Genomic DNA, 23,970 nt, shown 5'->3' with positions numbered 1-23,970 from the left:
ATTGAAGGGCCCTGGAACCTATACAATATTTATTTCGGTATGCTGATGGATAAGTTCTTCTATTTTCTGCACTGCGTCTGTAACATCAACTGCATGAATATCAATAACATTTTGTTTCGGATAATGGTTTGCTGCATGCTCATACCGTGGATCATAATAATAGTTTAAAAGAAGCTCTGCAACATGATGGTAGTCCGTAGCCTCAAATGCCTGCTCTATCTCTTTGGCAATGGGTGTGTGAATTCTTTTTTTAATGATCTGAAAGGCTTCATGGAAACGCTCAGGGTTCTTCCAAGGCTGATAATCCTCAAGAATATGCTTAACTCTTTCTTCCATAGGTATATGGATAAACAGCTGCATACTTTTTTCTTTTTTGGAGTAAAGAAAGTCAGGTAAGGATACTTTGCCGATTCGCTTGCTTTCGCCTTCTATAAAAACGAAAGGCTCTTGCTGAAATTCAAGCATTTTCTGTACAAGCAAAGCTTCAAATTTCTTTTGGTTATTTGGATGAAGCCCGATTTGTCCAAAAATGGAGCCTCGATGATTCGCCATTCCTTCCAGGTTAATAATAGGATATCCCTTTTTTGCCAATTCATGAAGGATTACAGTCTTTCCGGAGCCGGTATATCCATTTAAAACAAATAGTTCTGGCTTAAAATCCCCTTGCTCAAGTGTACTGACAACCCATTTTCTATAGGTACGGATCCCTCCACTTAATCTAGTAGCCTTTATCCCCATCAAATCTAAAACCGTTGCTGCTGTTTTACTCCGCATACCGCCTCGCCAACAAAATACGGTCATTGGTGTTTGGATTTTACTAAACTCCTGAATGAAATTAGGCAGTTTCGCGGAAAAAATCTCCAAGCCGCGTTTCTTAGCGGCATCCTTACCCACTTGCTTATACAATGTCCCTACCTCTGCACGTTCTTCATCAGTAAAGATGGGGATATTTATACTACCCGGTATTGTCGCTTCATTAAATTCCTTTGGTGAACGGACATCAATAAGGGTATGCTCACCTGCATCTTTAAGCTGCAACATTTCGTTTAATTCAATATCCTTAAACATGTATAGGTCACTTCCTGTAATAAAAATAGATTATCTTACGTTAATGTGTCCACTACTACTATCTTTTACTTCTCCAATAATTTGTGCTTCTACACCTTTTTCCTGTAATTCTGTAAAAAGCTGATCTGCTTCCTTAGATGAAACAGCAATTAGCAAGCCTCCAGAGGTAACTGCATCACAGAGGATCCATTGATCAATTTGATCCATGTTTTCAGGAAAGGTGATCATATCTTGAACATGTTTGAAATTATTTTTCGTACCACCTGGAACCGCGCCTGAGTCTGCTAGTTCTCTCACGCGCTCCAGCATGGGGACATGGTCATAATTTATTTCAATGTCTACTTTACTTCCCTTTGCCATTTCAGAAGCATGGCCTAAGAGGCCAAATCCGGTAACATCTGTGCAAGCATGAACGTCATAGTGATTCATTACCTCCGCTGCAGTCTTATTCAATGTAGACATTACGGCTGTCACACGGTTAATCTCATCCTGACTGAGTAGGTTATTCTTTATTGAGGTAGAATAAATTCCTACCCCGATTGGTTTAGTTAGAATTAATTTATCTCCGGGCTTTGCACCGGCATTTGTCCTAATTCGATCCGGATGAACCGTCCCCGTTACTGCAAGACCAAATTTCGGCTCTTGGTCATCAATAGAGTGGCCTCCCACCAATGATACACCGGCTTCTGCAAGTTTATCACCTGCACCACGCAAGATATCTGCTAGAATGCTTTTATCAAGCGTAGAGATAGGGAAAGCGACAATATTAAGTGCAGTGATAGGTGTTCCTCCCATTGCGTACACATCACTGATCGCATTGGCAGCAGCTATTTGACCGAAGTAGTAAGGGTCATCCACAATCGGAGTGAAAAAATCTACTGTTTGTACAAGTGCAGTAGTATCGTTTATTTTGTATACTCCTGCATCATCACTTGTGTCGAGTCCAACGAGGAGGTCTGGGTTGGTTACTGTAGGGGGGAGGGAGCGGAGAACTTGCGATAAGTCTGCTGGACCAATTTTACATCCGCAGCCACCTTTAGAGGATAATGACGTAAGCTTTATATCTTTTTCCATATATCTCATCCTTTTTTAATAAGTATAGTTAATGCACAATAAAATAATTTTAACATATTATTAAAATTTTAAAGGGAGTGAAGCCTCCCATAACTGTTGTCAATATATTGGCGCTATAAAAATATATTTAATGACTTTGCACACTAGTTCTTTTAATTAACCTTGGAATGAGGCAAATCTCCTCGGGAGCCTTTTCCTTTTCCTCCATTTTTGAGAATAAGAGATCAACAGCATGGTGGCTAAGTGAACCGACATCTTGCTCAATAGAAGTAAGCTCAACTCCAAATATATATGGATAAATAGTGTTATCATAGCTGACTACTGAAATGTCATCAGGTACCTGTTTTCCTTGCTCATAAGCTGCTTTGAGGAAACCGAGCGCCATCATATCATTTGTAATAAAAACAGCAGACATATCTTTCTCCAATAATGACTTTCCAGCATGGTAGCCACTATCAATACGATAATCCCCATCAATGACAAGATCTTCTTCTACTTCACAATGATATTCTCTCATTGCTCGATAAAAGCCTTCTAACCTTGATTTACCATTGGAATCATTTCCATAATTAGCAATACATGCAATTTTTCTATGTCCATTTTCCAGTAAATGCTTCACAGCTAAATAAGCGCCTTCTTCGTTATCAAACCAAACTTTATTACAAGCTTGCTCGGGGTAAACACGGTCAATCATTACATAAGGAGTAGAGGTGTTGTCTAATTTACTTAGTCGGTGGACTAACTCTGAATGTTCTTTATAAGATTCATTGCTTGGGATAATAAACATTCCGTCAACTGAGCGAGAAAGAAGCAAGTCCAGCAGTTCTAAATCATGAGCATAGTCATTGTCCGAGTTCACAATAATGAGCATATAGCCTCGCTTGCGACATTGTTCTTCAATTTGCTTTGCAAGAGAGGAAAAGAAAATGTTCTCAATGTCAGGTATGATTAAGCCAATTGTTTTGCTTTTTTGAGTTACAAGGCTTCGGGCGATTTGGTTAGCAGAATAATTGTATTCTTCTGCAATACGCTTAATCAAATCCTTCTTTTCTTTTGATATTCTGCATGGGCGGTCGTTAAGCACCAATGATACAGCGCTTGGAGAAACGTTTGCCTTTTTTGCTATATCCTTTAAGGTGATTTTCATCTTATTCATTCCTGCTTTCCATCGTAAAATCGTCTTTCTACAATATGGAGAAGACATCACTTGTATCATATCATCTGATTACAAGGAATAGAAGCGTTCTATTTTGTGAAAAAACCATGTGTCCTTTTGCAACTGTACAATCTTCGGCTCGCTAGACTAGATGGGGCGACCTTCCTCTTTATATAAAGCGTGGAAGCCCAACTTAGCATCGCACGAAGGAAATGTGTACTTCATTTCCGAGGAGTCTGCGCGTTTTTCCTCCGCTAATTTTTAACAAAAAGAAATCCGAACCATGATTCATTAATAAAATGGATCGGTTCGGATTTTTAAAGTATAAAAGTTGACCTAGATTCTTAGCCAATCTATTACGTTATATCTCTTGTGTTTTTATAAGAATACAATCATAGAGAGTATAAACATGAAAATGACGCCTGAAACCATTGGTACGGATGTCCGTTTAATAATATCAAGTGGGTCTACTTTTAATGTTCCGGCAATAATAAGTACTACTGCAGCAACTGGGGACACTGAACGGAACAGGTTTCCAGCTAAGCCCATTGGTATGGATATGGCTATTGGGTTAATGCCTGCAGCATCTGCCAGAGGTACCATCAATGGAACCATTGCAAAGAATAAAGCAATTCCACTACCACTTAGTAGTACAATTAACGCTGTAAAGGCTACCAAAATTAATGGTAAAATAAAGTTGAAGCCTGAGCCTTGAATGTGTTGCATGGATTCTTGCAGCTGTTCAATAAGACCGATTGATTGTAATCCCGTTACGAACACGGATGCAGCAACAATTAATGCTACGATCGGAATAGCTCTACCCATACCTTCAAAGAAGGATTCCGTGTCTGAAAGTACTTTTTTATCACCTTTCTTACGGATTAATTCACAAATAATAGCAAGAATTAACGAAACAATTACTGCGATTTCAACACTTAGTGTTACAGCAATACCTGTTGTAAGCTCCAGTGCAAATGAAATCAACAATAGGATAATTGGAAAGATAGGCAGAATAGCATAAACTGTTTTGTATAATTTACCGCCTTTAATTTCATCAAGCTTTTTCAATTCCACTTCTTCTTTAGAAACCTTATTTGCTGATCGCTTGTCCATCCTTTTTTGCCAGAAATAATGCACAATAGCAATAAAGAGGAGGGTAGGCAACGAAATCATTGCATGGTAATTAAATACGTAATCTGTCACTGTTAAGTTTGCAAACGCAGGATGTAAGGCTAATTCTTCTGCAATTGCAACATTATCACTACCAAGTGGTGTTGGTATAATAGTTGCCGATGTAGCGATAATGGCAGCAATACTAAGTGTAGACATGCCAGCTCTTTTTAAAACAGGATAGAGTGTTGCTAATAAAAGGATGGCCAAGGTCGATGCACTTGGTATTACTAAAGATAATAAGTTACCTAATAAAAAGACAATAGGAACTAGAAAGTAAACGGACTTTATTTTACTGATAGGTCTTGTTAGAACCTGAACGGTAATATCATTTGCCCCTATGGATGACATATAGGCAGTATAACCACCAAGCATTAGAATGATTAAACCAGCTTTGGCAAACGTAGACTTAAATTGTTCGACAATAACTTGTAAAGGATCTAGGAAAGCAGAACCTGTTGATTCAAATTCCTTTAGTGCAATGTCATTTCCCATTGCAAGACTAACGAGTATTAAAATAATTCCCATTAGAAATAAGGCTATTTTAATATCCATTTTTTTAATCAACATGTAGACAACTACAGCAACTGCCAATATTGCTGAAGCATACATAATAAGATCATTTAACATTCTCTACCCCTCCTTAATTGCATTTCTTAATGCATTCAATCAACCAGTCTTTATATTGCACAGGGTCAATATCAACTGCCACAGTAACGTTCGGTTTATTTCCGGTGTAATTTTTCAAATCTACTACTGTACAGCCCTTAGTTAATGAACCCTCAAGCTCGATATCAACAAAGGCATCAACTGTTTCAAACATATCCGGATTTAGAAGATAGCCTATTGCTGTGCTATCATACATTTTCAAGCCTGTTTTCAAGCCACCACCGCGATAGCGTTGGAACAGCTGATATAGCATATCGCCTGTTCTATTTAGTTCTTTTAATTGTTGGCTGTCTTCAGGATAGATAAGCGCTTTCAAACCGATGTCAAGACCTACCATAGTAAGCGATATTCCGCTGTCAAAAACAATTTTTGCTGCTTCCGGATCAGCAAAAATATTGAATTCAGCCATCACACCAGCATTTCCTCGTGCTGTAGAACCCCCCATTAATACAATTTCATGAATGTTATCCTTAACCTCAGGGTACATTCGTAAAAGAAGGGCGATATTTGTAAGTGGGCCGATTGGTACAAGCGTTATAGGCTGTGCACTATTTGTAATTTCTTTATACATGGCATTAACTGCGTGTTCTTTTAACAGTTTGTCCATGTCAGGTTCTTCAAAATCATAGCCGCCCATGCCTGTTTCCCCATGAATATCACTTGCATCAATAGCTTCTTTTATTAGTGGACGGTCAGCACCTGCAGCAACTGGAATGTCCTTTCCAAAAAACTTCATTAGTCTCATGGCATTGTAGGTTACTTTTTCTAAGCTTACATTTCCTGCAACGGTTGTAATTAGACGAACATCAAGCTGCTCATCGTATAATGCAATTGCAATCGCAACTGCATCATCAATTCCTGGGTCTGTATCAATTATAATTGGTCTTTTATTCATTTATTTAACCTCCTTGAACTGGTCAATTTCATTTTTGTAGGGAATAGATTCCTGTGCTCCTTGCTTTGAAATAGCAAGTGAAGCCGCTTTTGTCGCATAGATCATGCTATCTTTCATGGTTGTTTCATTAGCTAATGATGCTACTAATGCACCAATATACGTATCTCCAGCCGCTGTGGTATCCACAACGTTAGTTTTAAAGCTTGGGACAAAAATCAATTGCTCCTTGTCACCATAGGTACTGCCAGCAGCTCCGCAAGTGATAATAACCGACGAAACACCTTTGTCGAGGAAGAGATTGATAGCATCTTCGCAATCCTTGTCTGTCTTTGGATAAATTCCTGATAACATCTCACTTTCCCACTGATTGACAATTAAGAGGTCAATGGAGGGATAGGCAGTTTCCGGTATGTCCTTTGCAGGCGCGGGATTAAATACCGTAAAAAGACCCTGACTCTTTGCCTTTGCAAGAGAATGTAATACAACCTCGTAATCGCTTTCAAACTGTGTTAAAAATATATCTTCTTTATTTGCAATCTCTTGTAATGCTTGAGACGTGTAGGCTTCATCTACCGTGTAATTAGCACCAGATCCGAGAATGATTCTGTTATCCCCAGCATTACGAATGATCATCGCAATACCTGTAGAAGTGGAGTCATTTTCCATGACATGTGTGCAATCCACACCTTCTTTTTTTAAAGAAGAAATAAGTTGACTGCCAAACAGGTCATTTCCTACGCTGCCAATCATACTTGTTGGTGCCCCGCTCTTTTGAGCTGCAACAGCCTGATTAGCGCCTTTACCTCCGGGAGACATAAAGAACGATTTCCCATCTATTGTTTCACCATTACGCGGCATACGATTTGTTTCTATGGATAAGTCCATATTTAAACTACCCAGCACAACCACTTTTTTCATCTCAAGTCCTCCTCTCGATGATTGATAAACTTGATAAAACGTTTTACCAGTTTATATTACCACCATACTTATTTTTTCGTCAACATGAAAATTGTGACAAATTGATAATTTATTTGTTAGCTTTTCCTCTTCATTACTCTTTATTCTTTGAGAAGGTTAGCCTAAATACAAGATAAGAGCGAGGGTAGTGTAGGCAAACGCTGAATTAATATTGAAGCAGCCCTGCATGTTAAAGTGTGGAAATCAATTTTAGAAAAAAGCACCCAGCTTTGTTTTATATTTGGTAGGAAGGGAAATAATATTTATAGAGAAGAAAAGGAGTGGTATTTTGAGTCAGGATAATATTAGAGCAGAAGTAGAAAACATACTTGAAAACAGCCATATTGGAACAATGGCTACAGTGAAAAATAATAAACCTCATTCCAGATATATGACTTTTTTCCATGAGAATTTAAAGCTATATACTGCTACGAGTAAAGAAACGGATAAAACGGAGGAACTGGAAGAGAATCCGTACACGCATATTATTCTTGGTTATGAAGGAGAAGGATTTGGTGATGCTTATGTAGAGTATCAAGGAAAAGCAAAACTAAATGATTCTCAAGAACTTAAAAATCAAGTGTGGAATGAGTACATGAAGAACTGGTTTGAAGGTCCGGAGGATCCTAATTTGGTTGTATTAGAAATTGAGCCTATCGGGATTCAACTTATGAATAAAAAAGGTGAAAGCCCTAAAACATTGGATGTTTAAATAAAATAACACCCTCTGCTCTTTAACTGAGCAGGGGGTGTTATTTGGCTATTTGTATTAATGGAAAAATAAGTTTTCATTAGCTCGCAGCTTCCTCCTGCTATGATGATAAACCTGTACGAGTTAATGTTTGTACCTCAACATTTGCAATGAAATAATTTATTTTTCTATGCTTAAAATAATGTCTTCTCCGGCACGGACAGATTTTTTATCTGCAGGGGAGATCTCGCTCATTTCATCTGTATTTGTAATAATAATAGGGATCAGGGTGCTCTTTGCTTTATTTTCTACTGTAGTGTAATTGAAAGCAACCAATTTATCTCCCTTTTTCACATAATCGCCTTCTTCTACATAAGCCGTGAAGCCTTCTCCCTTCAGTTCTACTGTGTCTATACCGATATGAATAAGAATTTCAGCACCATTCTCTGCCAAAATTCCCACTGCATGTTTGGTGGAGAATAATTGAATAACCTTTCCGTCAACTGGTGCAGTTACGAGCTCATCAGATGGTTTAATTGCAATACCGTTGCCCATCATTTTCTCGGAAAATACAGGATCAGGTACTTCTTCCAATGGAATCGTTTCTCCATTTATAGGCGCATAAAGAGAGATATGTTTACTATCTTCTTTTTTCTTAAATAATTTTCCTAACAATATTATCCGTCCCTTTCTGAATATCAATTAAAGATTTTTTCCAAATCCCACTTTTGTAAATTAAAAGTCACTTGCCCGTCTGCTTGGAAAGATACAGCTTGCTCATTGGTATCATCGAAAATCCGTGAAGTAAAAACTTCCTCTCCATTATTTATAAAGACTTCCAGTGAAGAGGTGTCTTTGAAGAGTTGTATATTCTCCAGCTTGTCTAGATGACAATGTCTGCTTTCCGTTCCTTGATTATTAAAACATTTGCGTTCTAGACTGAAAGTAGAAGAATTTTGATTAAAACGCAACGTGCTTTCTCCAACCGTTAAGGAGAATATGTTTGTGCTCCAGTCAGTCACTGTTATTTGCAATTCAAACACCTTGCCAGCAACTTCATTAAATTGCTTGTGTTGATTTATTATCGTTATATTTTCATACACAACTTCATTCTTTCGTAGTACCGCAAGCTCCTTTACGGGAGTCTGAAAAAGCTTTCCTTTCTTCCACTGCAGTGTACGGGGGAGAGTAAGCGCATGAATCCAACCGTATTCTGCGGTAGGATGCTGTGTTTCCCCTACTTCCGCATTACCCATCCAGCCAAATAATAAACGTCTACCTGACTCATCCACCGTTGTTTGTGGTGCATAAAAATCAAAGCCACGATCCAACTCTTCAAAGCTTCCATGCTGATAAGCGGGGCTCTCATAATCTACTTGCCCTGTAAAATAACCGGATTGATAAATATTGTTAAACTTATATCCTTTTGCTTCCAATCCTTGTGGAGAGACAATTAGTATGTCCTGATCTTTAATTTGAAAAAGATCCGGACACTCCCACATATATCCGAAATTATCTAATCCATTCCTATGAGACCCTGTTAGTGGGCCGCGATAAAACCAATTTTCCAAATCAGGGGAGGAGTAAAGAACCACTTCACCCTGTTCTTGGGTGTTTTGTGCACCAATTACTATAAACCACCTACCATCTTTTGAAAAAACTTTAGGATCACGGAAATGGGCGGTGTAACCTTTAGGTACTTCAATAATTGGCCCTTTTTTATCAAAATGGAGACCATCATCTGATACGGCGAGACATTGGTAGGAGGCACGGTTTCCGTCGTGGTCTTTTACATTTCCAGTATAAAATATATAGAGCTTTTCATTGTGGACAATGGCACTTCCTGAGTAACAGCCGTCTTTATCAAACCATTCATCGGGAGCTAATGCTATAGGCGCCTCTTCCCAATGTACTAAATCACTGGAAATGCGATGACCCCAATATTTTTGACCATGTGTCGTTGCAAAGGGGTTCCATTGATAGAAAATATGATAATGTCCTTGATAGAATACAAACCCGTTAGGATCGTTGAGTAATCCTACAGGGGGCATAATATGGAAATGGAGACGGTGGGGATCGGATTGAGCGATATCCTGTTTTTCTTTTATTTGCTGCAAAGCCTTCTTTATCGGATGTAAATGTTTCATATCTGTTTGAGGCACTCCTTATCTAAAAGACAGACAAGGGGATGCCCGCCTGCCTGTCTTTAATTGTAAAATATTTTTATTAGAAGGAGGCATGTTCAGTTCCTACCCTCTCCATGTAATTAATGCGTGTACGATCTCTATGCTGTTTCAACTTCTTTAAGCTTTTTATCTGAATAACCGAATAACCATGTAAGGACAAATGCAGTACCAATAGCAATGATGTTAACCAGGATATACTGTAAAATTTGTCCATTGAGATAAAGTAGCGTCCCTGGAATAACGGTAATTGCCATACCAGTTCCTTTAATACCAAGCAGGGAAGCAGCAAAACCACCAACACCACCGCCGATTAAGCCCATTATAAAAGGTGTAACATAGCGTAGGTTTACACCGAAAATGGCTGGCTCTGTAATCCCAAGAAATGCAGATAAAGAGGAGGGTAATGCCAACGCCTTCAGTTTTTTAGATTTCGTTTTTAAACCTACGGCAAGTGCTGCTCCACCTTGTGCGGCCACTGCTGAAGTAACAATGGCGTTATATGGGTTATTTCCAAACTTTTCAAGCAATTGGATTTCCAATAGGTTAAAGATATGATGAACTCCTGTGATTACAATAATTTGATTTAAAGCTCCAATTAAAAATCCTGCAATACCGAATGGCAGATCCAACACAAAGAGTGTTCCCTGAAGGATATATTCCTCAACTGTATGAAAAATTGGCCCGATGATGAAGAGAGCTGCTGCAATCATCACTAATAGTGTTAAGAATGGGGTGATGATTAAATCCAATGCTTCAGGAACCCGTTTTCGGATGGCTCTTTCCAGTTTTGCACCAATTATCCCTGCGAAAAAGGCGGGTAATACGGCACCTTGATAGCCTACTACAGGGATGAATCCTAAGAAATATAAAGGTTCAGCCTCTGTCGCAACTTCCCAAGCATTTGGCAACGCAGGACTTACAAGCATCAATCCAAGTACTAGACCAATAATTGGCGTGCCCCCAAATACTCTAAAAGTTGACCAAGCAACAATTGCAGGTAAGAATATGAATGCAGTATCTGTTAGGATTTCAGTAAATAAAAGAAAGTTTTCAGAAATATCAGCGGGTGTCATACCGAAGAGTGCTAAGATCTGTTCCTGCATGACCAAACCTCTAAGTCCCATAAACAGACCTGTTGCTACAAGCACAGGAATAATGGGTACAAATACATCGCCCAATGTCCGGATGGCACGCTGGAACGTATTTTTTTCTTTTGCAGCTTCCTTTGATTGTTCAGATTTATCTGTGCTGTTGATACCGAGTTTATCCACTTCTTCATAAATACGATTTACCGTGCCGGTCCCAAGGATTATCTGATATTGACCAGAGTTAAAAAAGGCACCCTTTACTTTATCTGTATTTTCAACTCTCTCCTGATCAATTTTTTCCTTGTCGTGAATCATAAAACGTAATCTTGTGGCACAATGAGCGACGGAATGAATATTTTCTCTTCCCCCGACTGCCTCAATAAGCTCCTTTGCGATTTGCTTGTTATCAGACATATAATCTCACTCCTTTTATTTTTGTGGTATCGATTCCACATTAGCTAGATTAGTAAATATAATGGCAATAGGTATTAACTGAGTTATACGTGGTATCGATTCCATAATATATATGATGAAATCGGTTCCACAATTTCATCATACACTATTACGAATTATTAGTCTATAGTTCAGGAGAATTTTTTCTTGGTATTCAGTTTTGGATATAATTGCTAGTATCTGCTTCGCAGCCTGCTTACCTGCCATTTCATTGTGATAGTCTACAGTTGTTAGAGAAGGATCAACATATCTGGAAATTTCTGATGCTCCAATACTCGCTACAGCAATATCATCTGGTACTATAAGTCCTTGTTCTTTCAAATAACTCATCGCTCCAATAGCTAAGCGGTCTGTTACTGCAAAAACTGCTGTGGGGAGAATAGAACTCTTTGTTAAAATTCGTTTCATTGCTTTATAACCAGAATCTATGTCAAATATTGCAGTCTGCACCCAAGTTGAATTAACTTCCAATCGATGCTCATTCATCGCAGAATAATATCCTTTTTTACGGAAATAACCTACCGAGCGATCTGTCTCATCTACACCGATAAATGCTATTTTTTTATGACCTTTCTCAACCAAATAGTTGGTAATTTCTTTTGAAGCATGGAAGTCATCATACACCACACTGGTAACCCCAGGCATGTGCTGTCCAATAATAACTATTGGAAGGTTCATTTCCTGAACTTTCTTAACTAATCTTTCTTCTGTATTTGTAGCTACTAAAATAATTCCATCTACTTGGCGGACTTTAAGTAAATCCAGATATTCTATTTCTTTTTCTTTATCCAGATTTGTATTAGCTAGAAGAATTTGATATCCCTGTTTTGCCAGCTCGTTATCTATTCCTGCTACAATTTTACTTGATGTCTCTGTATGGATGGTTGGTAATATGACACCAATTACTTTTGTTTTTTTTGTGCGGAGGGATTTAGCATGTTCACTAGGTATATATCCTGTTTCTTTAATTACTTTATCAATTCGTTTTCTGGCCTCTTCACTGACATAGCCAGAATCATTGAGGAAACGGGAAACAGTAGACCTGGATACGTTAGCCATTTCTGCTATTTCTTTTATTGTAAGCAATGTTTTTCACCCTTATTTGATGACATATTTTTGGTTCTGTAGAATAATAGAACATAATTTGATCTTTATATAAATCATACCATAGGGAGGTAATCATCGTGAATCATGGTGTCATTACTCTGGGGGAGACGTTAATCGATTTTATACCAACTGACGAAACAAATTCAACCTATCATAAAAGTCCCGGCGGTGCTCCAGCTAACGTAGCAGTGGGGGTAGCAAGACTTGGAGGCGATTCATCATTTCTTGGCATGGTAGGAGATGATGTGCTTGGCAGGTTTTTGCAAGAAACGCTCCAGTTCTATCATGTAAATACAGAACAATTATTTTTTTCGAAGGACCACCGTACAGGGATTGTATTTGTAACCAACAGAGAGGGTGGGGAGAGGAGCTTTGATTTTTATATTAACCCAAGTGCGGACCGTTTTCTGGAGGAAAATCACATAAATAGAGAGCACTTGCTCCGCCATCGTATTCTTCATTTCGGATCTATTTCCTTAATTAGCGAGCCCGCAGAAGGTGCAACTAGGGCAGCTGTTAAACTGGCAAAAGAGAATGGATTGCTTATTTCCTATGACCCTAACCTGCGTTTGATGTTATGGGATTCGAAAGAGGAGGCAAAAGATAGGATAATTTCCATGCTTGGAGAAGTGGATATTCTAAAGATTTCCGAAGAGGAGTTAGCATTTATTACTGATAAAAAGTCAGTTAAAGAAGGCTTGGAAATGCTTGAGCCTTATGAAATTCCAGTTATATTTGTCACCCTTGGTGCGGAAGGATGCTATGTTAAGACAATGGAAGGGAATAGGCATGTTCCAGCAATGAAGGTGAAAGCAATTGACACAACTGGGGCTGGTGACGCCTTTGTTTCTGGAGTGCTTTATTCTGTTGATCAATATGCTTCAGATCTACATGCACTTACGTTGGAAGAAGCAAGTAGGATAGCTAAGTTTGCCTCAGTATCCGGGGGGCTTGCCGCTTCTACAAAAGGAGCAATGACTGCACTGCCTACTAAGGCTGAGGTAGAAAGTTATTTGGACCGATAGAGAAGATAAATGAACTAGTTTGGGAAAAATCGGCATTATCCTCCGTAGAGCAGATTAATCGGCAGGAGAGCAAGATAATCCGCCGCAGAGCAAATTAATCGGCAGGAGAGCAAGATAATCCGCCGTAGAGCAGATTAATCAGCAGGAGAGCAGGATAATCTTCCGCAGAGCAAATTAGCTGGGATTTTTCTTCGGGAGCACAAGGAAAGCTGCGACAGCTTAGCATCGGACGAAGGAAATGTGTACTTCATTTCCGAGGAATCTGTGCGTTTTCCCCGCTAATTTGTTACCAAAATAAATCCGAACCAAAATTCATTAGTAGTATGAATCGGTTCGGATTTTCAATGTATAAAATTTTTTGTCTTAGCTTTTGAAGATTTGAGCGAATTCTCACTAGTTATTTATTCATCCTTTAGCTCAGTGTAAATGACAAGACGTTCCTGATGGGTTCCAGCGTCATAATTAAAATCGCCTGTGCATGTAATTAAATTCAATTTTCTTCTTGACGTATAACCGAATATTTTCTTTACAGGTGCATGCTGATAGTCATATGATTCCTTCCCGATTACTTTGAAGGTTCTCTTTTCACCACTTTTATTCAATACTTCGACTTCATCACCAGTCTCCAGCTTGTGAAGGTTCCAAAAAATACTTTTTCCGTTCCTTGTATTCACATGCCCAGCAACTACAGCACTGCCTTGTTCCCCTGGCTTAGCTCCGAACTTATACCAACCAGCATTCTGTACATTTTCAGGGACACCCATTTCACCTTTTTTATTCTGACCAACCTTTTCAACAGGATCGTTGACGCCAAGGCTGTCAATAATCAACTTGGCTGGAACTATACCCGGTTTTTCTTCTTTAAAAGCATCCTTATAGGCGGAATCTGACTGATTAAAATCACTGCTTTTCGTTTTGGTCATAGGGTTTTTAACTGTTTGAGTTGTTTCCTGTTCATTACTAGATGAGGAATTAGCTGGAGGAGATTCACTTTCAGGAACGGTTCCACAGCCAACCAAGAAAAGTAAGGTGATGACAGTTATTAATTTTCCCATATAAAGCACCCTCCTCTAGCGCATTTATTCCAATAATAGAAATGAGCTTTTGTTAAATTTTAAGCCTGATTTGCTTTTTCTCTAAAGCTTTGGAAGACAGGGAGAAAAAACGGATAATCTGCCTGTCTTCCTGAACAAGATTCTTACCAATATATCAACTCTTATTTTTCGTTTGTACGAAACTTACGGATTGCTGCAAATGCTGCTAATCCAAATACACTTATACCAACCATCCAGGCGATCAACATATCATTATTTTCTTCAGCGGGTGCAAAGCCTGTTTTTGGCATATCTGAAGGCATATCATTGGCAAATTTATCAGGGAACTGCATTACAATACCGGATGATAACATTTTAGATGCGCCATACATATGACCATATGCTTCGCGAGCTGTAGTAAATGCTTCATCATAGTTACCATCTGCATAGCTTTCAAATGAACCAATTAGTTGGTCTACGTGTTGTTGCAAGCCTTTTGCCAGCATGTCTGCGGAAACGTTACCCTCTGTAGCTTTTTCCATAAACATGGAGAAATCTTCTCTATAATTTTCAAGATTAGTTAGTGCCTCTTTTTGCGCTTCTTCATCTTCATTTGCTGTAGCATTTACATAATCAACAAAGTACCCTACGTGCTCTGACCACATTTTCTTAAATGCTTCTCCTGCTTCATCGCCATAAACAGATGCAATTGCTTTAGACAGATCCTCTGTATTTTGACCAAGAACTTTTGCTGATGCATCGAATTCCGGAGCTTCAGAAATTCCATTTTGCATTGCTGATATGGCAATACCGGCATGCTCAGATAGTAGATAATTTAAATCTGCTCTTAAGTCGCCTGCTGGTGTCACCGCCATTGTATTATTAAATTTGTCAGGGAATTGATCGGTAATCGCCGTGGAAAGCCCTTTAGCTACCATATGCATATGGTTAATCGCTTTTCTTTCCTGCTCATAGGCTTGTTGATAATCCCCATCAACATAGCTAATAAATGCACCTATTAATTGATTTACATGTTGCTGTAGACCTTCAGCAAGTGCATCAGCTTCCAAACGTTCTTCTGTAGCATTCTCTAGAAACTGGGAAAAGTCTGCCCTGTATTCTGATAACTCATCCAATGCTTTCTGTTTTGCATCTTCATCTTCATTTCCTGTTGCTTTCACATAATCAACGAAGTACCCAATGTGTTCCGACCACATTTTCTTAAATGCTTGGCCAGCTTCTTTCCCATAAACAGATTCGATTGCTGCACTAAGATCCTCCGTATTAGCAGTTAAGGCTGCAGAAGATGCTTCGAAATCTTCTGAACCAGCCGCACCGTTTCTCATTGTTTCTATTGCAAGATATGCGTGCTCGCTGAGTAGTTGCCCTAAGTTAGATCTTAAATCAACTGCTGCTGTTTCTACTGTTGGTTTTTCCATTGTGTCCGCACTTACAACACCACCGTTCGCAGTAAAAAGTAGAGTTGCGCTCATCGGAGCTACGATCATTGCTTTTTTCCAATTCATTCTATCCATCTCCCTTTTGTAATTTTTAATGTTTCTACACAGCTAACGGTAGGAATCGGGAAATGGATCACTTATTATTTAAAAAATTTTATTTTTATTGCAGAACCCCTGATAGAGCTAAGTTCAGGAGGGAAAAAATTGAGATGCGTTTGTATGCATCTCAATTTAACTCCTTAGATAGGGGAGCTTAACAGAATTTCTCCTTTAGGCTTTTGACTGTTCGCATTAGGCTCTTTAGTAATTGCAATTGTCTCCCAGCTTTTATCGCCTTCCAGCAGATAGGATACAGCTCCTTTTCCTTCTGCATTCGTTACAAATGTACCTGCCCGATGTGGCTGATCATCTTTTAACACCCATACCTGATAGGTTTCTTCACCTTCGAGTGGAGGGAGGTTATTCGCCTCTATAACTAAGTTCATTTTCTCATTTTGCTCAATCATTAATGCGGAAGCCTCGGCATTTACACCAGATGAAGGGCTCAAAGTAAGAGACTGCTTAATTGCATCCAGTGATTCATTGATAGGCTTTGCAGGAGGTTCCTCTGCTACCTCATTGTCTTGATTGTTTATATAAAGAAGTGCTGCTCCATTTCCAGCTAGTGATAGTGTTAAAGCAGCTGCAATTAACGGTTTCATCCAGGACTTGTTTTTCGTTTTGTTTTCTGTTTCTTTTGCATATGATGATTTCCCTTCAGCTTCGGTTTGTTTATGTGCTAAGGGTGTAATATTTTTATTTTCATCCTTTACGGTAGAAAGAATTCGGCCCTTCATACCTTCTGGAGGATTAACCGGCTCAGCTGCATAGGGGAGATCCTCAACTAACTGTTCCAGTTCAGCAAGCTCATCCTGACATTCTTCACAGTATAGCAGATGTGTTTCAAACTCTTTCCTATGTTCTTCGCTTAACTGATCATTAAAGTAATCAAGCAGTATGTCACAAGAATTATTGTTCATGCTGCATCCCCCTTTCTTTAATGGAAGACAGCTCTGTTCGTAAATGTTTTAACGCCAAGCGCACTCTTCCTTTCACTGTTCCCAAGGGAATGCCGCAAGTTTCAGCAATACTGGTTTGAGACATCCCTTTAAAATAAAATAACTCAATAATTCCTCTTTGTTCCTCTGACAATGTTTTCATGGCAGTTTGCAGTTGTTCATTTTCTTCTTTCCACTCTACTTGTGTTTCAACGGAAGAAGGATCTTCATGCAATGCGTCTCTTTCATCCAGCTCATAAGTTTTTACGCTTTTTTTTCGAAGTTTATCAAGTGCTGCGTTTCGTGTAACAGTTAGAAGCCAAGACGAAAACTTTCCTTTTGTTTCATCAAAGTTCCTTTGCTTTGTCCAAAGCTTTGTAAAAACATCCTGCACAATTTCTTCAGCTAAAAATGAATTATTTGTCATTCGATAACAAAAAGAAAAAAGTAATTTTTCGTATCGATCATATAGCAATTCTAAAGCTTCTTCATCGTGGGTTTGTATTCGCTTGAATAATTCCGTGTCATGAAGCTGCATATCATTCTCCTTTTCAAAAAAGATTCTATTTAACTATCATAGCATTATTTTCTAAAAACTAAGAATGATAGTGTGCCAGTCATTTAGCTAACGGTTTGTGTGGAATAATGGATCAATGTTGCCACCATTTTCGGGAGCGAAGTGAGAGGGAATTTTAAAAAATGTCGCCCTATTGATCAAGTAAGAAATAAAAATAATAGATGTTAAAAAAAGCATAATCGTTAACGATTATGCCTTTTAAGAGGAAATTTCATATTGTGTTAGGGAGCAAAGGATACAAAATAACGAAACATAAAACCGAGCAATGCAACAACAGAGATAGTGCAAAGTGATGCAAAGTGAAGCAGTATATAAAGAATCTTACATGGGTCATTTATTTTAAATGAGTAAATAAACCCAAAGATTGGATTTAAAATTAGGAAAGGTAATGAAAGTGCAATAAACGTTTTGCCAATGAAATGTACTATTTCTGAGTTCGTGTTTGCCAGGTTTAAAATCACCATTAGAACGACAGTGACAATAAGTGTGGCAGCAAGAGATATTAACGAGACACGCATGGCATTTGGGAAAATACGCTTCATTTTACACCTCCTATTTAAAGCTGGGTCTCTTCCAATGCTTAGATAATTTTTTGTAACCATGTTGTCACTCTTGTTATTTCCAGGGGTTTAAACCAGGATATGAAGAATAGAATAGCGGCTATACAGAGAAGGCAGCTTCCTTTTAAAAAACCTGATTCCTTGCGGAGGAAAGCTACTATCCCTAAAATTCCGCTTACAAATAAAAGCAAATAAGCAATAAGTGATATGGGTTCAGAGAATTGAATAATCGACCAATTAACTAGTAAAAGAATGAAAGCAAATAAAATTAATGTAATTGATCCTCTGCTAAATTTATTCATTTAAATCCCCCTAATTTCTAAAAATTTCCGCTTCTATTATTATCTATTCACGCTACATATGTATATTTTTGAAAAAGTATGAAGTAGGTATTTTTTACTGCTACTGAAGTTATTCCCTTTTTTTAGAAAAGTAATCTATAAAGGAGTAATTTGATATATATAACGTATGAAATCTACACTAAGTTTCATTGAAACAAATTTCTCTTCTGTTTGAATAACTTTTTCTTTAGCTGATAAATCCACCCTTATCGAACCATACTAGTAGCAGAGGTGACGTACATGTATAAACTGCTATCACATAATGACTTAGACGGCGTGGGTTGTGGGATTTTGGCACGCTTAGCTTTTGGAAAACAGGTTAACATTCGCTATAATTCAATCGCTGGATTAAACAGGGAAGTAAAATGGTTTCTGGAAAATGAGTCAAAAGATACTTTTTTAATGATTACTGATTTGTCGGTAAATGAAGAGAATGAGAAACGGTTAGAGAATTTTTATAAAGAGGGAGGACAGGTACAGTTAATTGACCATCATAAAACTGCTCTGTCATTTAATGATTATGAATGGGCAGCTGTCCATGTAGAGGGTGAAGCTGGTGAATTACATTCGGCTACCTCCTTGTACTATGATTACCTTGTGAAACACAGCTATTTGGAATCATCGAATGCAATATCTGAGTTTGTCGAGCTTGTTAGACAGTATGACACATGGGAATGGGAGAAAAATGATAATCAGAAAGCAAAGCGCCTGAATGCATTATTTTTTCTTGTATCCATAGATGAATTTGAAGAGAGCATGCTGGAAAGGTTAAGTAAAGAAGCATATTTTGATTTTGATGATTTTGAAAAGAAGTTGCTTGATATGGAGGATGATAAGATTGTTCGCTATATTCGACGAAAAAGACGGGAACTTGTCCAAATTAAAGCAGGGGGGCATTATGCAGGAGTTGTTTTCGCAGAATCTTATCATTCAGAGTTAGGAAATCAATTAGGAAAAGAGTACCCCCATCTGGATTATATAGCTATTTTAAATATTGGTGGAAGAAGGATGGGGTTTCGTACAATACACGATCATGTGGATGTCTCCGAAGTTGCAGGTTCATTTGGAGGGGGAGGACATGAAAAAGCAGCAGGATGTTCTCTTACAGAGGAAGCTTATAAACAGTTTGTAGCAAAGACCTACCCGTTGGAACCGCTTCGTGAAGATGCTAGAAGAAATCGATTTAACCAAAAGCAATCAACCTTTGGAACTTTATATAAAAGTAAAACAGATGAGTTTTTATTCCTGTATCCACTAAGTAACCAAGCGTGGGCGTATGAAAAAAACAGACAAAAGCAGCAAACTAAATTTTCCAGCTTTGAAGAAGGTGAGAAATTCCTGAAGCGAAACTATGAAGCATGGTTAATTAGAGACGAGATATTTGTCCAATACCTTGTCGATGAGGTGAAAAGGCAAAGGCGCAAGGAGAATAAGTAGAAAAGAGGAACAGCGGGGAAGGGTATCCTCCTTGCTGTTCCTCTTTTCGGTTTAAAGCTTAATTATATTTTGTCTTGTCATGTCCGTCTTATCATGTATATTTATAACGAATAGCTGTTTTTTTGTTTTTCTTTCCATCTTTCCCTTTAACATGTAATAGGGTTAAAACTAGCAGTCCTACCAATAATGTGAATGCAGCAATTGTTAAGAACATCCCGGTATTTGACCATTCCATTAAACGTGTGAAAATAGGGGGGCCGAACGCGACTCCAAGGAAGCGGACAGATCCGTATAAAGATGTTACAAAGCCCCTGCGTTCTTTTCCAACTGCACCGGTTATAATACTGTTTACGCAGGGAAGAATGAGACCTGCCCCTACGCTGCTTATGGCCAATACCGAAATAAATGGAATGATTTTTTCAAAAAAAATAAGTGTTCCATAGGATAAGGTCATTAGCCCAAAGCCAATCACAGATAAGCGCTTCATCTTCTCCAGATTTTTACCAATCTTACTACCTGTAATATAAGATGTAATTACCAATACTAGAAGAGGGACTGCTAGCACTAGCCCCTTCATTATTCCTTCAATGGAATATTTCGTTTCCAATACATCCGATAAATAAAATAAAATCCCAAACAAGGTAAATAAACAGGTTCCCCCTGCTAAATAGGTAGTAAAAATCCATCTGCCTTCATGTTTAAACACACTAAGCAAACCTCTAACATACTTTGCAAAGGGCGGGGGAGCTTGTCTATTGCTCTTTTCTTTAATAAAAAATAATAAAAGAATTAAACTAATAAGACAAAGAGCGGGAAACACAAAAAACGCAGCATACCAAATAATTAATCCTAATAGTGAGCCGAAGATAGGTGATAGCACTTTTCCCAATCCATTTGATGCTTCAAAAACACCTAACACCCGACTTTGCTCACCACCTTTAAATAAGTCTCCAGTAAGCGCCATTGCAATAGGGGCAGAGCCTGCTGCCCCAATCCCTTGTATGGATCTGCCAATTAAAATCCATATATAGGATTGAGAGAAGTAAGCTGCTCCAACTCCTGATATCAGGCCACCCAATCCAAATAATATAATGGATGGAATAATCACAACTTTTCTTGAAAATCGATCAGATAAATAGCCAACGAAAGGAATAAATATTGCTGCCATTATTGAAAAAACAGTAATTGTCAGACTAACTTGCATTTGTGATAATTCTAAAGCTGCTTTCATCTGAGGAAGGATAGGAATAAGCATGGAGTTTCCCAATGTCATGATTAAGGGAATAGAGCCAATTGTTATGATAGCCATGCCTTTTTCTTTTGGTTTCAATGTTCCCCACTCCTCATTTAGTGTTAATAGGCGGAGAAACAATCCAGCCTTTTTCCTTCGTAATGTTGAGCAGTTTTAATTCGTACTCATCTTGCTGAGCCAGAAAATCTCCAAACATGGTGCGAATGTCTTCACGAATAGAGACTCCTATAACATAACTGCAAAGGATCCTTCTGACCATTAGTTCTTTCTGTACTAAATTAGCAATTTCAGGGTCGTGAAAACGAGCACCAGCAGGGATATCCTGAAGTTCTACATTAGGGCGGTCAGGAGGGGCTGGAGGTAATCGAATCCCAGTTTCCTTTAATAAGGCATCCACTTGCTGTTCTTCCTGTGTAACAACGTTTTCCTGCATATCCTCTAAAAAAGCAATTAAATCGTTATCTCCTGAATGGTTGAGATATATTTGCATATTTACCAGAAACCCTTTCGTTCCGTGTAAATAGGACCATAAATGAAAGACTTCACCTGCGTGAAGGGGCTCTTCTTCAGGTTTCCCATTTAAAATACCCATCTGGTTACTCCTCCTAAAAAGTAGTCCTTTTAGTTTCCCTAAAAAAAGATAAAATATGACTGAAAATAAAAGTAGACGGGTCTATTCCTATATTATTGAAATATTGGTGCATTGATTATTAAGGGTTCACTTGCTTTTATTGGCCCACTTGTTCTTATTATTACAACTGCTAAAGCTAAAATTATATAGAAAACTATCGTAAAAAAATAAAAGATTAGCTGAAAAGTTACCTTTCCAGACTAATCTTCATTAGTTAGTGATATAAACCATCTCTTTTATTGTCAAAATAAAGCGTTCCATCAGGTTGTACTTCAGCATAGAAAACTTCAGATAGTGATTTAATACCAGCTTGTTTCAATTGCCCGTTCAGCCAGTTAGTATCCAAGTTTAACTTCTTAAGGTTTGCTTCATTCAGTTCTCCATCAGAGATTATCTCGGTAGGGAAAATTTTTGGAGAATAAGTAGTTAACTGATGAATATCACTTTTGGTTGCTGGTTGCTTATTTTCTTTTTTCATAACAGAAAGCTTACCACTTGTTTCAAAGATGGCATAGTCTACCTCTTTCATCGAAAATACGTTTTTCTGACGTAAAAGAGCTTGCAAGGAATCGTTATCTAATCTTGTTCTTCGTAGTGCTTCCTCCATTATTTTTCCATCCTTGATAACGATTTCTGGAATACCTGTAGTAAATTTTCTTGCTTTTTGTGATTTTATATCTATATATCCCATAATGAGGGTGAAGCCTGCCCAACCCGTTAATGCTATAATTCCATTAAGCATACTGAAGTTTTGATTAGTAGCCAAAATTGCTGTAATGGAGCCAATGGCAATGGCAGAAACAAAATTAAAAAATGTCATTTGGCTAATTTCTTTTCTACCCATAATACGCGTTAGTGTGAATAACAACGCGAAGGATAGGCAAATACGCAAAATTAACTCTGGAATAGCCATAGGATACCTTCTTTCTCCTAATTTAATGGATAGTATAGTTGTTTGTAACAATTTAATATTTATACAACAAAGCTACATCACGTAGTGTAGCTGATGAAGCCATGCTGGTGACAAAGTAGTCACTGCCGATAATGGCAGCAGAAGGTATTATCCATTGCTTCAAAGTTAGTTTTCTTACTCTATGCACCAAATTATACTTCGCAGTAGATACAAACGAACATACAAAAAAGCATGCCCGTGATGGACATGCTTTTTTGTTATATTTTCCATTGGACTTTTTTTCTGAATGCTTCATTTCTTAACTTTTTCCTAACTTGTTTTCCCCAGCTTTTAACGGCTTCCAGTGTTGTGTTTTCCTGTATTGCGATATCTGTTAATGTCATACCATCCATGATGTGAAAATAAATCCATTTCCACTGATTTGCCGTTAAATTGGCTTTCAATCGTTCCCAAAAAACGTTATCTTCTACTAAATCAGCTGCGTCCCTTCTGATAGCAAGATTATTACCGCTGTTATTTCTCTGATGATTTCCATTGCAATTGTCCGACTTATAATTCAATAAATAAAATTCCTGAACATCGATGCGTCTTCTCTCCTTTCGCAACTGATCAATCAGACGGTTGCGAATCGTATAATTAAAGTAAGTTGCCATTGGGCCTTTATCTGGTTTATATGTTTTATAGGCATTCCATAAGGCAACCAATCCTTCACTATAGTATTCCTGATTAACATCTCTGATGTGGAGCTGATTTATTTGATAATGAATTCTTCGTTCATTTAGTTCTAAAATTTCTTCAAATGAAAAATGTGTTTCAAACATAAATGGACCCCCTAATACGTTCATTTACTTCTATAATCGAAATAAATAGTAAAAAAGGGGCATCTTGTCATTAATTTATTGTAAAAATTAAACTTTTTCTATATAAGCATCATTTATTCCGGCTTTCAAAAGCATTTGTAATCTTTTTTCTGCATTTGTTCGTTCTGCGAATGCTCCACCGATGACGCGGTATATTGGTGATGTTGCTTTAGTTTCTGTACGCTTTAGCTGAAAGGCTTTTGCTATTCCATGCACATGTCCTAGCGCAACTTGTTGTCGCCAAGTAGATTTTTTCATTAAATTAGCATCGGCTTTGTTGTCAATAAAACCATTTTCAGTTAGTAGTGCAGCCATGGAGGTTTCTCTTA

The 23,970-nt window shown here is 38.0% G+C and carries 24 protein-coding genes; 3 read left to right on the top strand and 21 right to left on the bottom strand.

What is annotated here, in order from left to right; translation table 11 throughout:
- Window positions 1–18 precede the first annotated feature (18 nt).
- The 6 genes from mnmH to rbsK all read right to left on the bottom strand — a co-directional run bounded on the left by mnmH (window position 19) and on the right by rbsK (window position 6,950).
- Complete coding sequence (gene mnmH, locus JCM12304_RS15730) at window positions 19–1,068, bottom strand: tRNA 2-selenouridine(34) synthase MnmH (protein WP_060681452.1); 1,050 nt, start codon at window positions 1,066–1,068, stop codon at window positions 19–21.
- A 30-nt stretch (window positions 1,069–1,098) separates the two neighbouring features.
- A complete protein-coding gene (gene selD / locus JCM12304_RS15725; RefSeq protein ID WP_369813178.1) occupies window positions 1,099–2,151 on the bottom strand; it encodes a selenide, water dikinase SelD in 1,053 nt (350 codons plus the stop codon).
- Between the two features lie 118 nt (window positions 2,152–2,269).
- Window positions 2,270–3,289, bottom strand: a complete 1,020-nt coding sequence (locus JCM12304_RS15720; RefSeq protein ID WP_019376292.1) for a LacI family DNA-binding transcriptional regulator — start codon at window positions 3,287–3,289, stop codon at window positions 2,270–2,272.
- 387 nt (window positions 3,290–3,676) lie between these two features.
- Entirely contained in the window at window positions 3,677–5,098 is a 1,422-nt protein-coding gene (gene dcuC, locus JCM12304_RS15715) for a C4-dicarboxylate transporter DcuC (RefSeq protein WP_060681450.1), read from the bottom strand.
- 13 nt (window positions 5,099–5,111) lie between these two features.
- Window positions 5,112–6,032: a ribonucleoside hydrolase RihC gene (gene rihC / locus JCM12304_RS15710; RefSeq protein WP_060681448.1), complete on the bottom strand. Its 921-nt coding sequence runs from the start codon at window positions 6,030–6,032 to the stop codon at window positions 5,112–5,114.
- Window positions 6,033–6,950 (bottom strand): ribokinase, encoded by a 918-nt coding sequence (gene rbsK, locus JCM12304_RS15705; RefSeq protein WP_060681446.1) that lies wholly within the window; start codon window positions 6,948–6,950, stop codon window positions 6,033–6,035.
- Between the two features lie 328 nt (window positions 6,951–7,278).
- Between rbsK and JCM12304_RS15700 the strand changes: the two genes are divergently transcribed.
- A complete protein-coding gene (locus tag JCM12304_RS15700) occupies window positions 7,279–7,701 on the top strand; it encodes a pyridoxamine 5'-phosphate oxidase family protein (RefSeq protein ID WP_060681444.1) in 423 nt (140 codons plus the stop codon).
- A 159-nt stretch (window positions 7,702–7,860) separates the two neighbouring features.
- Here JCM12304_RS15700 and JCM12304_RS15695 read toward each other — a convergent pair whose 3' ends face one another.
- From JCM12304_RS15695 to JCM12304_RS15680, 4 genes are all read right to left on the bottom strand, one after another.
- Complete coding sequence (locus tag JCM12304_RS15695) at window positions 7,861–8,355, bottom strand: PTS sugar transporter subunit IIA (protein ID WP_019376287.1); 495 nt, start codon at window positions 8,353–8,355, stop codon at window positions 7,861–7,863.
- A gap of 23 nt (window positions 8,356–8,378) precedes the next feature.
- Entirely contained in the window at window positions 8,379–9,827 is a 1,449-nt protein-coding gene (locus JCM12304_RS15690) for a glycoside hydrolase family 32 protein (protein WP_060681441.1), read from the bottom strand.
- A gap of 137 nt (window positions 9,828–9,964) precedes the next feature.
- Window positions 9,965–11,368: a sucrose-specific PTS transporter subunit IIBC gene (locus JCM12304_RS15685; protein ID WP_060681440.1), complete on the bottom strand. Its 1,404-nt coding sequence runs from the start codon at window positions 11,366–11,368 to the stop codon at window positions 9,965–9,967.
- A 138-nt stretch (window positions 11,369–11,506) separates the two neighbouring features.
- Window positions 11,507–12,493 carry a LacI family DNA-binding transcriptional regulator gene (locus JCM12304_RS15680; RefSeq protein ID WP_060681438.1) on the bottom strand — a complete coding sequence of 329 codons (987 nt, stop codon included), beginning with the start codon at window positions 12,491–12,493 and terminating at the stop codon, window positions 11,507–11,509.
- Between the two features lie 98 nt (window positions 12,494–12,591).
- Here JCM12304_RS15680 and JCM12304_RS15675 point away from each other — a divergent pair, with 98 nt between their 5' ends.
- Window positions 12,592–13,539 (top strand): carbohydrate kinase family protein, encoded by a 948-nt coding sequence (locus tag JCM12304_RS15675; RefSeq protein WP_172675309.1) that lies wholly within the window; start codon window positions 12,592–12,594, stop codon window positions 13,537–13,539.
- 401 nt (window positions 13,540–13,940) lie between these two features.
- On the opposite strand, the gene JCM12304_RS15670 is transcribed toward JCM12304_RS15675, so the two are convergent.
- The 6 genes from JCM12304_RS15670 to JCM12304_RS15645 form a co-directional block, all read right to left on the bottom strand.
- On the bottom strand, window positions 13,941–14,594 hold the full coding sequence (locus tag JCM12304_RS15670; RefSeq protein ID WP_060681433.1) for a class F sortase: 654 nt from the start codon (window positions 14,592–14,594) through the stop codon (window positions 13,941–13,943).
- Window positions 14,595–14,755: 161 nt separating this feature from the next.
- On the bottom strand, window positions 14,756–16,099 hold the full coding sequence (locus tag JCM12304_RS15665; RefSeq protein ID WP_060681432.1) for a hypothetical protein: 1,344 nt from the start codon (window positions 16,097–16,099) through the stop codon (window positions 14,756–14,758).
- A 173-nt stretch (window positions 16,100–16,272) separates the two neighbouring features.
- On the bottom strand, window positions 16,273–17,052 hold the full coding sequence (locus JCM12304_RS15660) for an anti-sigma factor (protein WP_060681430.1): 780 nt from the start codon (window positions 17,050–17,052) through the stop codon (window positions 16,273–16,275).
- Window positions 17,042–17,608 (bottom strand): RNA polymerase sigma factor, encoded by a 567-nt coding sequence (locus JCM12304_RS15655; protein ID WP_019376279.1) that lies wholly within the window; start codon window positions 17,606–17,608, stop codon window positions 17,042–17,044. The genes JCM12304_RS15660 and JCM12304_RS15655 overlap by 11 nt, the downstream gene beginning before the upstream one ends.
- A 260-nt stretch (window positions 17,609–17,868) precedes the next feature.
- The gene (locus tag JCM12304_RS15650; protein ID WP_060681428.1) at window positions 17,869–18,189 is read right to left on the bottom strand and encodes a hypothetical protein; all 321 of its coding nucleotides are present in this window, start codon (window positions 18,187–18,189) and stop codon (window positions 17,869–17,871) included.
- 38 nt (window positions 18,190–18,227) lie between these two features.
- The gene (locus JCM12304_RS15645) at window positions 18,228–18,509 is read right to left on the bottom strand and encodes a hypothetical protein (protein ID WP_060681426.1); all 282 of its coding nucleotides are present in this window, start codon (window positions 18,507–18,509) and stop codon (window positions 18,228–18,230) included.
- 279 nt (window positions 18,510–18,788) lie between these two features.
- On the opposite strand from JCM12304_RS15645, the gene JCM12304_RS15640 reads away from it, so the two are divergent.
- Window positions 18,789–19,985: a DHH family phosphoesterase gene (locus tag JCM12304_RS15640; protein ID WP_060681424.1), complete on the top strand. Its 1,197-nt coding sequence runs from the start codon at window positions 18,789–18,791 to the stop codon at window positions 19,983–19,985.
- A 91-nt stretch (window positions 19,986–20,076) separates the two neighbouring features.
- Here the strand turns inward: JCM12304_RS15640 and JCM12304_RS15635 are convergent, their stop codons facing one another.
- The 5 genes from JCM12304_RS15635 to JCM12304_RS15615 form a co-directional block, all read right to left on the bottom strand.
- Window positions 20,077–21,294, bottom strand: coding sequence for an MFS transporter (locus JCM12304_RS15635; RefSeq protein WP_060681483.1), 1,218 nt, complete (start codon window positions 21,292–21,294; stop codon window positions 20,077–20,079).
- 34 nt (window positions 21,295–21,328) lie between these two features.
- Entirely contained in the window at window positions 21,329–21,829 is a 501-nt protein-coding gene (locus tag JCM12304_RS15630) for a DUF3231 family protein (RefSeq protein ID WP_019376274.1), read from the bottom strand.
- Window positions 21,830–22,082: 253 nt separating this feature from the next.
- Entirely contained in the window at window positions 22,083–22,781 is a 699-nt protein-coding gene (locus tag JCM12304_RS15625; protein ID WP_060681422.1) for a YetF domain-containing protein, read from the bottom strand.
- A 257-nt stretch (window positions 22,782–23,038) separates the two neighbouring features.
- Window positions 23,039–23,602, bottom strand: a complete 564-nt coding sequence (locus JCM12304_RS15620; RefSeq protein WP_060681420.1) for a sigma-70 family RNA polymerase sigma factor — start codon at window positions 23,600–23,602, stop codon at window positions 23,039–23,041.
- 87 nt (window positions 23,603–23,689) lie between these two features.
- The coding region (locus JCM12304_RS15615) for an N-acetylmuramoyl-L-alanine amidase (RefSeq protein WP_172675307.1) at window positions 23,690–23,970 on the bottom strand (281 nt) is incomplete at its 5' end.

This window comes from Virgibacillus halodenitrificans JCM 12304, assembly GCF_001310895.1.
GTDB lineage: Bacteria > Bacillota > Bacilli > Bacillales > Amphibacillaceae > Virgibacillus_Q > Virgibacillus_Q halodenitrificans.
Note: the sequence above shows the minus strand (reverse complement) of the source record. Positions and strands in the feature narration are given on the sequence as shown.

Coding starts and splice junctions, on each gene's coding strand:
- JCM12304_RS15690 (WP_060681441.1), bottom strand. CDS start 9,827: ATGAAACATTTACATCCGATAAAGAAGGCTTTGCAGCAAATAAAAGAA.
- rbsK (WP_060681446.1), bottom strand. CDS start 6,950: ATGAAAAAAGTGGTTGTGCTGGGTAGTTTAAATATGGACTTATCCATA.
- JCM12304_RS15665 (WP_060681432.1), bottom strand. CDS start 16,099: ATGAATTGGAAAAAAGCAATGATCGTAGCTCCGATGAGCGCAACTCTA.
- rihC (WP_060681448.1), bottom strand. CDS start 6,032: ATGAATAAAAGACCAATTATAATTGATACAGACCCAGGAATTGATGAT.
- JCM12304_RS15670 (WP_060681433.1), bottom strand. CDS start 14,594: ATGGGAAAATTAATAACTGTCATCACCTTACTTTTCTTGGTTGGCTGT.
- JCM12304_RS15685 (WP_060681440.1), bottom strand. CDS start 11,368: ATGTCTGATAACAAGCAAATCGCAAAGGAGCTTATTGAGGCAGTCGGG.
- JCM12304_RS15660 (WP_060681430.1), bottom strand. CDS start 17,052: ATGAACAATAATTCTTGTGACATACTGCTTGATTACTTTAATGATCAG.
- JCM12304_RS15655 (WP_019376279.1), bottom strand. CDS start 17,608: ATGCAGCTTCATGACACGGAATTATTCAAGCGAATACAAACCCACGAT.
- JCM12304_RS15625 (WP_060681422.1), bottom strand. CDS start 22,781: ATGGCTATTCCAGAGTTAATTTTGCGTATTTGCCTATCCTTCGCGTTG.
- JCM12304_RS15645 (WP_060681426.1), bottom strand. CDS start 18,509: ATGAATAAATTTAGCAGAGGATCAATTACATTAATTTTATTTGCTTTC.
- JCM12304_RS15720 (WP_019376292.1), bottom strand. CDS start 3,289: ATGAAAATCACCTTAAAGGATATAGCAAAAAAGGCAAACGTTTCTCCA.
- JCM12304_RS15650 (WP_060681428.1), bottom strand. CDS start 18,189: ATGAAGCGTATTTTCCCAAATGCCATGCGTGTCTCGTTAATATCTCTT.
- selD (WP_369813178.1), bottom strand. CDS start 2,151: ATGAGATATATGGAAAAAGATATAAAGCTTACGTCATTATCCTCTAAA.
- JCM12304_RS15630 (WP_019376274.1), bottom strand. CDS start 21,829: ATGGGTATTTTAAATGGGAAACCTGAAGAAGAGCCCCTTCACGCAGGT.
- mnmH (WP_060681452.1), bottom strand. CDS start 1,068: ATGTTTAAGGATATTGAATTAAACGAAATGTTGCAGCTTAAAGATGCA.
- dcuC (WP_060681450.1), bottom strand. CDS start 5,098: ATGTTAAATGATCTTATTATGTATGCTTCAGCAATATTGGCAGTTGCT.
- JCM12304_RS15635 (WP_060681483.1), bottom strand. CDS start 21,294: ATGGCTATCATAACAATTGGCTCTATTCCCTTAATCATGACATTGGGA.
- JCM12304_RS15640 (WP_060681424.1), top strand. CDS start 18,789: ATGTATAAACTGCTATCACATAATGACTTAGACGGCGTGGGTTGTGGG.
- JCM12304_RS15620 (WP_060681420.1), bottom strand. CDS start 23,602: ATGTTTGAAACACATTTTTCATTTGAAGAAATTTTAGAACTAAATGAA.